Origin of the sequence: Pseudomonas sp. R11F (genome assembly GCF_050312575.1) — a bacterium.
In the GTDB taxonomy this organism is placed as follows: Bacteria; Pseudomonadota; Gammaproteobacteria; order Pseudomonadales; family Pseudomonadaceae; genus Aquipseudomonas; species Aquipseudomonas palleroniana.
On the sequence record NZ_JBNPJU010000005.1, the window covers coordinates 1 to 13,279 of the forward strand.

10 protein-coding genes are annotated in these 13,279 nt (G+C 59.0%); 6 read left to right on the plus strand and 4 right to left on the minus strand.

The window, feature by feature from the left end; translation table 11 throughout:
* Nucleotides 1-133: 133 nt before the first annotated feature.
* The 5 genes from ACQRBV_RS00515 (at nt 134) to ACQRBV_RS00535 (ending at nt 5,788) form a co-directional block, all read left to right on the plus strand.
* Entirely contained in the window at nt 134-1,414 is a 1,281-nt protein-coding gene (locus tag ACQRBV_RS00515; protein WP_104995924.1) for a glycerate kinase type-2 family protein, read from the plus strand.
* Nucleotides 1,404-2,819, plus strand: a complete 1,416-nt coding sequence (pyk, locus tag ACQRBV_RS00520) for a pyruvate kinase (protein ID WP_104995923.1) — start codon at nt 1,404-1,406, stop codon at nt 2,817-2,819. The genes ACQRBV_RS00515 and pyk overlap by 11 nt, the downstream gene beginning before the upstream one ends.
* 138 nt (nt 2,820-2,957) lie before the next feature.
* Nucleotides 2,958-3,833: an urea transporter gene (locus ACQRBV_RS00525; protein WP_411984556.1), complete on the plus strand. Its 876-nt coding sequence runs from the start codon at nt 2,958-2,960 to the stop codon at nt 3,831-3,833.
* A 31-nt stretch (nt 3,834-3,864) separates the two neighbouring features.
* Entirely contained in the window at nt 3,865-4,686 is an 822-nt protein-coding gene (locus ACQRBV_RS00530) for an ion transporter (protein ID WP_060754537.1), read from the plus strand.
* Nucleotides 4,687-4,783: 97 nt separating this feature from the next.
* Nucleotides 4,784-5,788 (plus strand): sulfate ABC transporter substrate-binding protein, encoded by a 1,005-nt coding sequence (locus ACQRBV_RS00535; RefSeq protein ID WP_104995921.1) that lies wholly within the window; start codon nt 4,784-4,786, stop codon nt 5,786-5,788.
* Between the two features lie 151 nt (nt 5,789-5,939).
* On the opposite strand, the gene ACQRBV_RS00540 is transcribed toward ACQRBV_RS00535, so the two are convergent.
* On the minus strand, nt 5,940-6,554 hold the full coding sequence (locus ACQRBV_RS00540; RefSeq protein ID WP_060754539.1) for a DUF5666 domain-containing protein: 615 nt from the start codon (nt 6,552-6,554) through the stop codon (nt 5,940-5,942).
* 175 nt (nt 6,555-6,729) lie between these two features.
* On the opposite strand from ACQRBV_RS00540, the gene ACQRBV_RS00545 reads away from it, so the two are divergent.
* A complete protein-coding gene (locus ACQRBV_RS00545) occupies nt 6,730-7,926 on the plus strand; it encodes an MFS transporter (RefSeq protein ID WP_411984555.1) in 1,197 nt (398 codons plus the stop codon).
* A gap of 126 nt (nt 7,927-8,052) precedes the next feature.
* Here ACQRBV_RS00545 and ACQRBV_RS00550 read toward each other — a convergent pair whose 3' ends face one another.
* The 3 genes from ACQRBV_RS00550 to ACQRBV_RS00560 form a co-directional block, all read right to left on the minus strand.
* A complete protein-coding gene (locus tag ACQRBV_RS00550; protein WP_411984554.1) occupies nt 8,053-9,537 on the minus strand; it encodes a M10 family metallopeptidase C-terminal domain-containing protein in 1,485 nt (494 codons plus the stop codon).
* 235 nt (nt 9,538-9,772) lie between these two features.
* A complete protein-coding gene (locus ACQRBV_RS00555) occupies nt 9,773-11,395 on the minus strand; it encodes a M10 family metallopeptidase C-terminal domain-containing protein (RefSeq protein WP_411984553.1) in 1,623 nt (540 codons plus the stop codon).
* Nucleotides 11,396-12,302: 907 nt separating this feature from the next.
* Nucleotides 12,303-13,115: a M10 family metallopeptidase C-terminal domain-containing protein gene (locus ACQRBV_RS00560; protein WP_244383972.1), complete on the minus strand. Its 813-nt coding sequence runs from the start codon at nt 13,113-13,115 to the stop codon at nt 12,303-12,305.
* Nucleotides 13,116-13,279: the final 164 nt, after the last annotated feature.

The window sequence follows — 13,279 nt, forward strand, 5'->3', positions numbered from 1 at the left end:
ATAGCGGTGGATCAGTCAGCAAAGCGGTGAATGACACACCGCTATCGGGAGCAAGCCCCCTCCCACAGTTTGATCGCATTTCAAGCTTGGAATGGTTGCACCTCTAATAACAAAAATTCCCGGGAGCCCGCTTATGTCGGTCGATCCGCAACACCTGCTTCGCGAGCTGTTTGCCACAGCCATCGACGCCGCCCACCCCCGGCAAGTCCTGGAACCTTATCTGCCCGCCGACCGCAGCGGCCGGGTGATCGTGATCGGCGCCGGCAAAGCCGCGGCGGCCATGGCCTTGGTCGTCGAGAACTGCTGGCAGGGCGAAGTCACCGGCCTTGTGGTCACCCGCTACGGCCACGGCGCGCCGTGCAAGAAAATCGAAGTGGTCGAAGCCGCCCACCCCGTGCCCGATGCAGCGGGCCTGGCCGTGGCACAGCGTGTGCTGGGGCTGATCAGCGACCTGGGCGAAGACGACCGGGTGATCTTCCTGCTCTCCGGCGGCGGCTCTGCCTTGCTCGCCCTGCCCGCCGAAGGCATCACCCTGGCCGACAAACAAGCCATCAACAAAGCCCTGCTCAAATCCGGCGCCACCATTGGCGAGATGAATTGCGTACGCAAGCACCTCTCAGCCATCAAGGGCGGCCGATTGGCGAAAGCGGCCTGGCCCGCGACGGTCTACACCTATGCCATTTCCGATGTGCCCGGTGACCAGGCCACGGTGATCGCCTCCGGCCCCACGGTGGGTGACCCCAGCACGTCGCAACAGGCCCTGGCGATCCTCAAGCGCTACGGCATCGACGCCCCCGCCTCGGTGCGCAGCTGGTTGCAGGACCCGGCCTCGGAAACCGTCAAACCCGGCGACCCGGTGCTCGCGCGCAGCCACTTCCAATTGATCGCACGCCCCCAGCAATCCCTCGAAGCCGTGGCGGTCAAAGTTCGCCAAGCGGGGTTCAGCCCGCTGATCCTCGGTGACCTGGAAGGCGAAGCTCGGGACGTGGCCAAGGTACACGCCGGTATCGCCCGGCAGATCGTGCAACATGGCCAGCCGTTGGCCGCGCCGTGCGTGATCCTGTCCGGCGGTGAAACCACCGTCACCGTGCGCGGCAATGGCCGTGGCGGGCGCAATGCCGAATTCCTGCTGAGCCTCACCGACAGTCTCAAGGGCCTGCCCGGCGTGTACGCCCTGGCCGGCGACACAGATGGCATCGACGGCTCGGAAGACAATGCCGGCGCGATCATGACCCCCACCAGCTACGCCCGCGCCGAAGCCCTGGGCCTGTCGGCCAGCGACGAGCTGGACAACAACAATGGCTACGGCTATTTCGCCGCGCTCGACGGTCTGCTCGTCACCGAGCCGACCCGTACCAACGTCAATGACTTGCGCGCCATCCTGATCCTTGAGACTGCCCACCATGACGCCTGACAAGAAGGTCAAAATCCTCGCCACCCTGGGGCCGGCCACCGACGGTATCGACGATATCCGCGAACTGGTGGAAGCCGGAGTGAACATCTTCCGCCTCAACTTCAGCCACGGTGAGCACGCCGATCATGCCCAGCGCTACCAGTGGATTCGCCAAGTGGAGCGCCAGTTGAATTACCCGCTGGGCATTCTCATGGACCTGCAGGGGCCAAAGTTGCGGGTCGGACGTTTTGCCGAGGGCAAGGTGCAACTGGTGCGCGGCCAGGCCCTGCGCCTGGACCTGGACCCGACGCCGGGTGACCAATGCCGGGTCAACCTGCCTCACCCGGAAATCATCGCAGCGCTGGAGCCGGGCATGGATCTGCTGCTGGACGACGGCAAGCTGCGCCTGCGAGTCATCACCCGGCATGCCGACGCCATCGACACGACCGTGCTCAATGGTGGTGAGTTGTCCGACCGCAAAGGCGTGAATGTCCCACAAGCCTTGCTGGAACTCAGCCCGCTGACCGCCAAGGATCGCCGCGACCTGAGCTTCGGCCTGGAGCTGGGCGTGGACTGGGTGGCGCTGTCCTTCGTGCAACGCCCGGAAGACATCCGCGAAGCCCGCGAGCTGATCGGCGACAAGGCGTTCCTGATGGCCAAGATCGAAAAACCGTCGGCCGTGCAGCGCCTGGCGGAAATCGCCGAATTGAGCGACGCGATCATGGTGGCCAGGGGCGACCTGGGGGTGGAAGTGCCGGCCGAGAGCGTGCCGCACATTCAGAAAGACATCATCCGTACCTGCCGCCAGTTGGGTAAACCGGTGGTGGTGGCCACGCAGATGCTCGAATCCATGCGCTTCTCGCCTGCGCCGACGCGCGCCGAAGTCACGGACGTAGCCAATGCGGTGGCTGAAGGGGCGGATGCGGTGATGCTGTCGGCGGAAACCGCCTCGGGCGATTACCCGCTGGAGGCCGTGCAGATGATGAGCAAGATCATCCGCCAGGTGGAAAACGGCCCGGACTACCAGACGCAACTGGACGTCAACCGACCCAAGGCGCAGGCCACGGTGTCCGACGCGATCAGCTGCGCCATCCGGCGCATCAGCAGCATCCTGCCGGTGGCGGTGCTGGTGAACTACAGCGAGTCGGGCAACTCCAGCCTGCGTGCGGCGCGGGAACGCCCGGTGGCGCCGATTCTCAACCTCACGCCGAACCTGTCCACGGCGCGGCGCTTGAGCGTGGCGTGGGGCGTGCATTCAGTGGTCAATGACCGGCTGCGGCAGGTGGATGAGGTGTGCTCCACGGCATTGGAGATCGCCCAGGCCCAAGGAATGGCGCAGCGTGGGGATACGTTGGTCATTACAGCGGGGGTGCCGTTCGGGCAGTTGGGGTCGACCAATTCCTTGCGGATTGAGACGTTGATTTAGCGCCTGTCAGGGCCTCATCGGGAGCAAGCCCCCTCCCACAACTGAATGCGTTCACAAATTTTAAGCTGTGAACACCATCAAGTGTGGGAGGGGGCTTGCTCCCGATTGGGGGCAACCCAATCCAACTGACTGACCACCATGCATAACCCAACCTGCCCCGACTGGGCCGAAGCCCTGCTCAACGGTTTCAGCCAGATCTTCCTGCAACGCCACCCGCTGTGCGGCCTGCTGTGCCTGCTGGCCATCCTGATCGGCGCTCCGGCGCTGTTCGGCGGGGCGCTGCTGGGCGGTGTGGCGGGATTGCTGACCGCCCAGCGCCGAGGGTATCCGAAGGCTGAGCGGCAGGCCGGCCTCTATAGCTATAACGGCGTGCTGCTGGGGTTGTTGATCAGCCAGCACTGCGCCTGGTCGGCGTTACTGCCGCCACTGATCCTGGCGTGCGGCGGCTTGAGTGCGATCCTCACACGGCAATGGCTGCAACATGCCACCCATGCGCAAGCCTTGCCCGCCTACACCGCGCCGTTTGTCGGCCTTGGCTGGTTGCTGCTGGGCACGGTGCCTGATAGCCCCACTGCCCTGAGCGAACCCGATGCAGTGGCCTTGCTCACCGCCCCCTTTACGGGGCTCGCGCAAGTCCTGTTGCTCGATCAACCGCTGACCGGCGCGTTGATTGCCCTGGGCCTGCTGCTGGCCAACCGCAGCGCCGCGTTATGGGCGGTGATCGGCGCCGGTAGCGGCGTTTGGGTCGGCTGGCTGCTGGATGACCCCACCGGCGCCCTGCTCGGCCTGTACAGCTACAACCCGGCACTCGCGGCCCTGGCGCTGAGCCAGGCCCATCGGCGCCCCTGGCTGCCGTTGCTCGGCATCCTGCTGGCGATTGCACTCACACCGGGTTTTGCCGCGCTGCACCTGCCGGCGCTGACCGCGCCGTTTATCCTCGCGTGCTGGCTGGTGCGCGCCAGCTGCCGGGTACTGCAGAAAACCCGCATGGACAGCCCCTTCGAATCCTCCTAGGCTGGCGCGATATTCGATTCAGGCGACTTCCATGGACAGCAACAACTGGCGTCAACGGCTGTATGTAATGGTGTTTCAGAGCGACACCGCGGCCGGGCGACGCTTCGACAGCACCCTGCTCTTGATCATCCTTGCCAGCCTGGTGATCGTGATCCTCGACAGTATCCAGGCGGTGCACGATAACTATGCCGACCTGCTGGCCTACATCGAATGGGGCTTCACCATCATCTTCGCCATCGAGTACGGGCTGCGCCTGTATTGCTCGCCCAAGCCGTTGCGCTATGCCTTCAGCTTCTACGGGCTAGTCGACTTGCTGGCCATCGTGCCGGGCATCCTGGCGCTGTACTACAGCGACGCCCAATACCTGCTGATCATCCGCATTATCCGCATGCTGCGTATCTTCCGGGTGCTCAAGCTGGGCCCCTACCTCAAGCAGGCCAACTACCTGATGTCGGCGCTGCGGGGTAGCAAGCAGAAAATCGTGGTGTTCCTGGTCAGCGTGTGCACCCTGGTCACGGTGTTCGGCACCCTGATGTATGTGATCGAAGGCCCGGAGCACGGGTTTACCAGTATTCCCAAGGGCATTTACTGGGCGATCGTGACCCTGACCACCGTCGGCTTTGGCGATATCGTGCCCAAGACCCCGTTGGGCCAGGTGATTTCGTCGCTGGTGATGATCACCGGTTACTCGATCATCGCCGTGCCGACCGGGATCTTCACCGCGGAACTGGCCAACGCCATGCGTGGCGAGCAACTGCACACTGACTGCCCGGTGTGCAAGAAAAACAGCCACGAAGCCAACGCCGCATTTTGCTCCCGATGCGGTAATGCACTGTTTAAGAAAGTGGAATAAGCAAAGTTCGTTTTAATCTTTAAGCGACTATGCGCCCCCGGCTATAGTCGCTGGCAAATTGCCGCCCCCTCTTCTCCCGAACAACAAGGAATGAGCAGTGAAAAAAATCCTCAGCGCGTCTCTACTGGCCGCCGGCCTGGCCCTGGCCGGTGCCGTCCAAGCCGCACCGGTCACCCTGCTCAACGTCTCCTACGACGTGATGCGTGATTTCTACAAGGACTACAACGCGGCCTTCCAGAAGCACTGGGAAGCCGAGCACCCGAACGACAAGCTCACCTTGCAGATGTCCTTCGGTGGGTCGAGCAAACAGGCGCGCTCGGTCATCGACGGCCTGCCGGCTGACGTGATCACCATGAACATGGCCACCGACATCAATGCCCTGGTCGACAACGGCCAACTGGTGCCCGACAACTGGGTCACCCGCCTGCCGAACAACAGCGCACCGTTTACCTCGGCCACGGTGTTTATCGTGCGCAAAGGCAACCCCAAGGCCCTGAAAGACTGGCCGGACCTGCTCAAGGATGGCGTGCAGGTGATCGTGCCCAACCCGAAAACCTCGGGTAACGGGCGCTATACCTACCTGTCGGCCTGGGGGTATGTGCTCAAGAACGGCGGCGACGAAAACAAGGCCAAGGCGTTTGTCGGCAAGCTGTTCAAACAAGCGCCGGTACTGGATACCGGTGGCCGCGCCGCCACCACCACGTTCATGACCAACCAGATCGGCGACGTGCTGGTGACCTTTGAGAACGAAGCGGAAATGATCGCCCGTGAATTCGGGCGTGATCAATTCGAAGTGATCTACCCGAGCGTCTCCGCCGAAGCCGAACCACCCGTGTCGGTGGTCGACAAGGTGGTCGAAAAGAAAGGCACCCGCGCGGCCGCCGAGGACTACCTGAAATACCTATGGTCGCCGCAAGGCCAGGAAATCGCCGCCAACAACTACCTGCGCCCGCGTGATCCGCAGGTGCTGGCCAAGTACACCGACCGTTTCCCGAAGGTCGACTTCCTGTCGGTGGAAAAGACCTTTGGTGACTGGCGCACGGTGCAGAAGACCCACTTCAATGATGGTGGCGTGTTTGACCAGATCTACTCTGGCCAATAACCCTCTCAGATAAACCTGGTAAAAGTGTGGGAGGGGCGGTGCGACGATTCGACTTGCTCCCGATAGCAGAGTGTCAGTCAATGAATGAGTTGACTGATACACCGCTATCGGGAGCAAGCCCCCTCCCACTTGGGGTTCATGTGATTGGCTGTTACATGGGCGGCGTTACGCCGTCCTTGCCGGCTGAGATGGCTTGAGCGGTGATCGTTCCATCCGGCCCTTTCGCCGCAAACAGCACCACCTTCACCCCGGCCTTGAGCAGACTGCGATCCCCCGGCTCCAGGTTGACGATGGGCACACCCTCCGGCACTACGATCTTCTGCTCGCCCCCCTTGTATTTGACGGTCAGGGTGCGACCGTTGCTGACCACCAGATCACCGACGGTGCCGTTGGTCATGCTGCTGCCTTCCTTCAAGTCAAATGCACGGTGCCCGTCGCCGGTGCCGGCCATGGCCGGTGGGAACACATGCACTTCGAGCGCCGTGAGGGTGCCGTCGGCATTCGGCATTGCGGCCGAGCCGATATAGCTGCCGGGCTTGATTTCATCGATCCTGGCCAGCGTGACGGCGCGCACCTGGGTGGCTTGGGTGAGGTTGACGGTGACCTCTTCACCGCTGTTGGCCTTGACCTGCAGCGCGTCACCGTCGACCGCCGTAATCTCGCCGCGAACCCCGACACGCGGAGCCTCGGCAGCGTGGGCCAAGCCCACGGCCATGGCGGCGGCGAGGGTCGAAGCCATGAGCATCTTGTTCAACGTGATCTTCATCGCAAGCGTTTCCTGTTTCAGCCTTTGTGCCTGAATGTATCATCACCCTCGGCGCAGAAAATTAACGATTCAGTCATCAATGCCGCGCATGAGTGATATCACTGCCAGCGGCCTACCCCGGCGGCGGTGTTGCCTTTAGGCTTGCGCCACTTTCCTACGCTTTTATGAGAACACCATGAACGCTACTTCCCACACTGCGAGCACGATGACCCGGAGCATGGTGATGCTGTTCGCATTTTGCTGCGGCGCCATCGTTGCCAACATCTACTACGCACAACCGATCATCGAGCTGATTGCACCGGATATCGGCCTGACCCCGGCGATGGCCAGCCTGATCGTGTCCCTGACGCAGATCGGCTACGCCCTCGGCCTGTTCTTCCTCGTACCGCTGGGCGATCTGCTGGAAAACCGCAAGCTGATGATCACCACGACCGTCGTGGCCATCGCCAGCCTGCTGGGCGCAGCGTTTACCGAACAGCCGAACCTGTTCCTGCTGGTGTCGTTGCTGATCGGTTTCAGTTCGGTTTCGGTGCAGATCCTGATCCCGCTGGCCGCGCACCTGGCGCCCGCCGAGTCCCGTGGACGTGTGGTCGGCAGCATCATGGGTGGCCTGTTGCTCGGTATCCTGCTGTCACGCCCGGTGTCCAGTGTGGTGGCCGACCATTTCGGCTGGCGTGCGATGTTCATGGCCGCCGCCGCGCTGATGGCGTTTATCAGTGCGGTGCTGCTGCTGACCATCCCCAAGCGCCAACCCGACCACAGTGCCAGTTATGCTCAGTTGTTGCGCTCCCTCGGCACCCTGGTGCGTGAGCAACCGCTGCTGCGCCAGCGCGCGTTCTATCAGGCCTGCCTGTTCGCCACCTTCAGCCTGTTCTGGACCGCCGCCCCATTGGAACTGGCGCGCAACCACGGCCTGAGCCAAAGCGAAATCGCGCTGTTTGCCCTGGTGGGCGCCCTGGGCGCTGTTGCCGCGCCCATCGCCGGTCGCCTGGCCGATGCCGGCCACACCCACCGCGCCTCGTTGCTGGCGATGTTGTTCGCGGCGCTGAGCTTCCTGCCGGCCTTCGTACACCCGCTGTACAGCGTCATCGGCCTGGCCGTCACCGGCGTGGTCCTGGACTTCTGCGTGCAGATGAACATGGTGCTCGGCCAACGCGCCATCTACGCCCTCGACGCCAAAAGCCGCAGCCGCCTCAACGCGCTGTACATGACCAGCATCTTCATCGGCGGCGCCTTCGGCTCGGCGATTGCCAGCAGTGTGTATGAACAGGGCGGTTGGTTGGGGGTGATGCTGGTAGGCAGTGCCTTCCCGCTGGTGGCGTTGTTGCGGTTCCTGAGTGCGGCACGTGGCGTCTCGGTGGCCACCGCCTGATCGATCTTCTATCCGTCGGAATATTGTTTCAAATGCACAAAAGGGCAGGACTTGATCAATCACCGATCAGTCCTGCCCAGCTTTAACGAATGCCACGGCGATCATTGAAAATACGCCGCATGCCCCTTAGAGATAGCCATCCTCCTTGATATTCAGCCCAATGACATCTTCCGGGCTGATCATTCGTGTGCTTTTGATCAGGAAGTCCGTCTTGCCGTCACCATCCAGGTCTATTGCCAGCAGGTAGCGCCCCGATTGCGGATTGAACTTGATGAGGGTGTCACCCGCTTGACCGGTGTAGGCATTCACGAAGTTAAAGGCAACCTTGCCGTCGATGGCCATCTGCGACAGATCGATCTTGTCCTGGCCGGTGTTGAAGTCCAGCAATAAATCGGCTTGGGTGCGTGTCGAGTCCGCGAAGGCATTGAACTTGAAGGTGTTCCACCCGCCCCCGCCGACCAAGGTGTCCGCTCCCGCGCCCCCGGTCAGCACGTTGTCCGCACCATTCCCCACGATCCGGTCGTTACCACGGCCCCCAATGGCATTTTCGATCACCGTGTTCTCAGCGATCCTGACGTTTTCCCTCAATCCCCCCACGTTGGACCGTGAACCGCCCCGCAAGTCGATCGACTGATCCTGCTCGAAACCGGAAAAATCAAATGTATCCACTCCTCGGTCGTCCCAGACGGTGAAGTCTGGTTTGTCGGAGGCGGACGTGAGGGTCATTTCCGGTTTACCCGTGTTGGAGTTGAAACCGTAGATGGTGTCATCCGACAGGGTTTTAACTCCAGGTTTCGCGTCATCGGTGGGTTTGGTTTCGCCTTTAGGCTTCGCATCACCAGCGGGTTTGGTTTCGCCTTTAGGCTTCACATCACCGGCAGGTTTGGTTTCATCTTTAGGCTTCGCGTCACCGGCAGGTTTGGTTTCGCCTTTAGGCTTCACATCACCAGCGGGTTTGGTTTCGCCTTTAGGCTTCGCGTCACCGGCAGGTTTGGTTTCATCTTTAGGCTTCGCGTCACCGGCAGGTTTGGTTTCATCTTTAGGCTTCACATCACCGACGGGCTTGGGTTCACCTTTAGGCTTCGCATCACCGACGGGCTCGGGTTCACCTTTAGGCTTCGCATCACCGACGGGCTCGGGTTCACCTTTAGGCTTCGCATCACCGACGGGCTTGGGTTCACCTTTAGGCTTCGCATCACCGACGGGCTTGGGTTCACCTTTAGGCTTCGCATCAGCAGGTTTCGTTTCACCCTGAGGCTTGGGTTCTGGAGTTGGCCAAGGTTCATCTCCCTGAGGCATAGGCTCACAGCTGGCAGTCGTTACGTTACCGCTGAAACCGATGATGGCCGAGAAAGATAAGTTGCTCAAGGCTGTTTCTCCAGGCTGCAATAACTTGGAGGGCACACCGACATTCGGGTTTGATCCATAAAGGCGTTGAAGACTGGAAAGCCCATTTGTCACCGACATAGACAAACTAAGCAACGGAGACCCCGTAGAGGTCTGTTTTTCAATAACCGAGTGCTCGTATGGGTTACGTACAATGGGTAGCAGCTGAGGAGCCACATTGGTGGATGCATGGAAATTTACAACGGGTGCATTCATATTAATCATAATTACTTTTCTCTTTAAGTTAAAAAAACAACGGCCCAACACTTCGCAACAGTAGAACTTACGAATTCTTAAATAGTTAGTTTCGAGCCATAGCTCACACACCAAGGCGATTAATGCACCACCTTAATTTTCTGAGCGCTGACAAAAGACCATTTTCATCAAACTGTATTTAGACTGATCAAGCGATCAGTGAGAGGATCAACTATTCAAGCAACACAACTTACTTAAATATATTTCACGCACTTTTATTATTTAATGGATCGACTTGCCATGCCCGCGCCGTAAATGCAGCGCTATCAAAGGCCGACATCAGTGTCGATCGATGCTCCACAGATTTGGCATGGAATCTATGTGCATCATTCAGGCCCCCAGGACCCACCTGCGGCCCGCAAAGATCCGCTGGAGGTCGTGGACGCGGGTCTGTCTTCGGCTCGCAGACATCCGGACGTGGGGCTGGCTTGGGCTCCTTCGGCACAGGGCATGGCTCCGGCCTGGGCTCCTTCGGCACAGGGCATGGCTCCGGCCTGGGTTCCTTCGGCACAGGACGTGGCTCCGGCCTGGGCTCCTGCGGCACAGGACGTGGCTCCGGCCTGGGCTCCTTCGGCACGGGCGAGGGTGCCGGATTTTCGCCATTCGCCTGGACATCCCCCGCCTTCATCTGGCCAATGCTATTTATCAACAGATCCGCCTTGCCGTTGCCCGTCAGGTCCAATGCCAGGCTTCCCTCGCGACTACCCGCGTCGTACCTGAGCACGACTTGACCCGGTTGACCGGTTAAATGATCGACGAACTTGACCGCTTTGATACCTGTAGCTTTCAGGACCGCAGAGAGATCAATCGTATCTGCGCCACTTTCAAAATCCAGAATGACATCGGGGTTGTCCGGGGTGGAGTCACTTGCCCGGTCATAGACAAAAGTGTCGCCCCCACCACCGCCTTGCAGACGATCTGCGCCGCCACCGCCTTTGAGGCGGTTAGCCACCTGATTGCCCAGCAGCGTGTCATTTCCCTTCCCGCCCAGGGCATTTTCCACCACGACACCCTTGGCGATGGAGACATTGCCCTTTAACGCTCCTACGTCTGAAAACGACTCAGCATTAAGGTTGATCTTCTGATTCTGTGAAAACCCGGAAAAATCCAATGTATCGTTCCCACCACCGTCCCACACACAGAAAATAGGATTGTCGCTGTCCGCCTTCAAACTAAGGGCTTCACGGTTCGTATTGGAGTTGAACCCGTATGTGGTATCGGTATTACGGGTTTTGTTGTTCGCGCCGTAGAGTTTCTGAATAGCCGCAATGTCATCCATCATCGGCGCAGAGGGGTTCAGCGACTTGAAATCGTGCCCGGGCTGATTCTTTTCCGAGAAGTAGCTCATCACCGAGCGCGCCCGGGTATCCCCCGCATACTCCGCGTGAAGCCCATAGTCGCCAAAACCATCATAACCACCTGGGTGTTCCAGCCCGATGGAATGGCCGATTTCGTGGATGAGCACCTCACGGAAAAAACTGCCGATCTTCGGGTCTGCCCCCACACCCAGGGTCCCAATATTTGCGAATGTTCGATTCATTGACTTATTGGGGAGCGAGGCCACGCCAGAAGGTGTTCCAGCCATATCATTGATATCGACATGGCCGTCGGCTTTTTGCGCGTTTTCAGTAAACGTCACATTGGCGACATCCTGCCAAGATTGCAGTGCTTGCCTGGCCTGATCCGCCTGCTGCGGAGTGAAGCCCTTGGCGATCCGATACGACAAGTCAATTTTCTTGTCGCCATCGCGGTCATGAAACCGGTAGCCACCTCGGGTAATTTTCTTCCCAGCCTGCTCTGTTGTTAATACGGCCTTCTTACTGCCCAAGGTGTACGTCTTGATAGGCTGCCCAGGGCTGATACTGCTCCAGGGATTAGACGCCTTATTTACACTAACGGCAGTAGCGGGCGGTCCGGGTACTCTCATAAACCATAGTCCTCATTTCAATCAAACTCGGGGTAAACAATTGTCAAACTCGAGATACCGAATCCCCGCTCATCAAGAGCGGCACTAGTTGTCGGCACACCCTTAAGTTCGCACAGAGCCGCTTGGCATTCCAGGCACTAATTAATTCACCCTGACACATTCTAAATCCTGATCACACTTTTCCTTAACCACGCAAAACCCTGAAACCACACCCACCTCAGACACACACGTAGAACCCTCATAAGCCACTGACTTTGCAGAAAAAACAAATTATAAAGCACACTAAAAATCAGAATAATTTCATCGCATTGCTCACAATCAGATAACACCAACCTCATCAAAAACTCAAAGTTAAACACCCCCTCTCTTACTATGACCACATAACTATCCATTCAAGACAAGGATCTAAGAATCTGGCTTGAGTGAAAAACTCAACATTTCAAAAAAATAGATTATTCTCTGTCTCGCGTCGGTAAATTAATGCCTACAGCATTATTCCTGCCTGACAAATCAAACCTTCGGAGCGAAAAAAGTAAAATGCAGGCGAATGCGTCAACCAGGTCGACAAGACGGCCAAGTGCACACATTTGCCTCAGCAAAGCTAAGTAGGGGGAAGGATCATGCCAGGAGGGGTTGATAGCGCCGACACGGAGCCTTCAGGCTGCCATGCTGAATCAGAAAGCAGGCTTGAACGCGAAGCCAGGGCGCGTTTCAAGCCTGTAAATAGATAAATATGAGGCTGATAGTTACAGCGAGGGGATCAACGCAATGTTTCCGTGCACATCAGTCGAGCGCACGGCTCATGTGTTCAGGACAATCCGATGACATCCTCCGGGCCGAAAGGCCGAGTACTCTTTATCAGGAAGTCACTGTGGCGATTACCCGACATGTCGACCGCCATAAAATAGCGCCCGCTGTTTGCATTGTATTTAATGATTGTGTCACCGGGTCGCCCCGTGAAGCTGTGCACCAGGTTCAGCCTGACGCCAGCCGCATTTGCCATGCCGCACAAATCAATCTTGTCCCAACCTGTCTTGAAATCCGTGAGCAGGTCGGCATTCTCGTAAGTGGAGTCAGCTGCCGCATTATATTTGAAGACATTACTCCCGCCGCCGCCACTCAATGTGTCTGCGCCCTCCCCCCCAAGCAGGACATTATCAGATGAGTTACCGATTATCCGATCGTTGCCTGCCCCCCCCACAGCATTTTCAATCTTCGACTCGCGGCTGATATAAACATTGTTAGCCATCCCACCGACACTGGAGTAAGTACCCGCCCCCAGATTGATAACCTGATGCTGCTTGAACCCGGAAAAATCCAAGGTATCGTTGCCCCCTGCATCCTTGACGCTGAACCATGGTCTGTCATAGGTAGATACCAGGGAAGTTTGAGTATTCCCGGTATTCGAATTGAACCCATACCGGGTATCGCCCGGAAAATGTTGCGCCGGACGCGGCTCAGGCTTCGGACTTGGCTCCAGCACAGGGGCTGGGCATGCCGCCAAGACAGCCTTCGGACCAGGCTTGGGTTCAGATGCCGGGCGCGGATGCGCACTCCCCCATGGCGCGTATCGGGTAAAAGCCTGCTGGAATTCCATATAGGCCCTGGCGAACAGGCTCATCACTTCGCTCCCCCCTGGAAACCCCGCCATAATCTGCTGATTGCCGCCGGAGGCGGACGATAGGTTTGCGTTCCCCGGGCCCGCCCATCCCCTGTCGAGTACGTTGGGTGCCAGGACATTTACCGTGGACGAAAAATGACTACGGGTGTGGTAGTTGTGCAGGC

Bases quoted from the DNA above. Each gene is read 5' to 3' on its own strand.
- ACQRBV_RS00540 (WP_060754539.1), bottom strand. From the start codon at position 6,554: ATGAAGATCACGTTGAACAAGATGCTCATGGCTTCGACCCTCGCCGCC.
- ACQRBV_RS00530 (WP_060754537.1), top strand. From the start codon at position 3,865: ATGGACAGCAACAACTGGCGTCAACGGCTGTATGTAATGGTGTTTCAG.
- ACQRBV_RS00525 (WP_411984556.1), top strand. From the start codon at position 2,958: ATGCATAACCCAACCTGCCCCGACTGGGCCGAAGCCCTGCTCAACGGT.
- ACQRBV_RS00550 (WP_411984554.1), bottom strand. From the start codon at position 9,537: ATGATTAATATGAATGCACCCGTTGTAAATTTCCATGCATCCACCAAT.
- pyk (WP_104995923.1), top strand. From the start codon at position 1,404: ATGACGCCTGACAAGAAGGTCAAAATCCTCGCCACCCTGGGGCCGGCC.
- ACQRBV_RS00545 (WP_411984555.1), top strand. From the start codon at position 6,730: ATGAACGCTACTTCCCACACTGCGAGCACGATGACCCGGAGCATGGTG.
- ACQRBV_RS00515 (WP_104995924.1), top strand. From the start codon at position 134: ATGTCGGTCGATCCGCAACACCTGCTTCGCGAGCTGTTTGCCACAGCC.
- ACQRBV_RS00560 (WP_244383972.1), bottom strand. From the start codon at position 13,115: ATGAGCCTGTTCGCCAGGGCCTATATGGAATTCCAGCAGGCTTTTACC.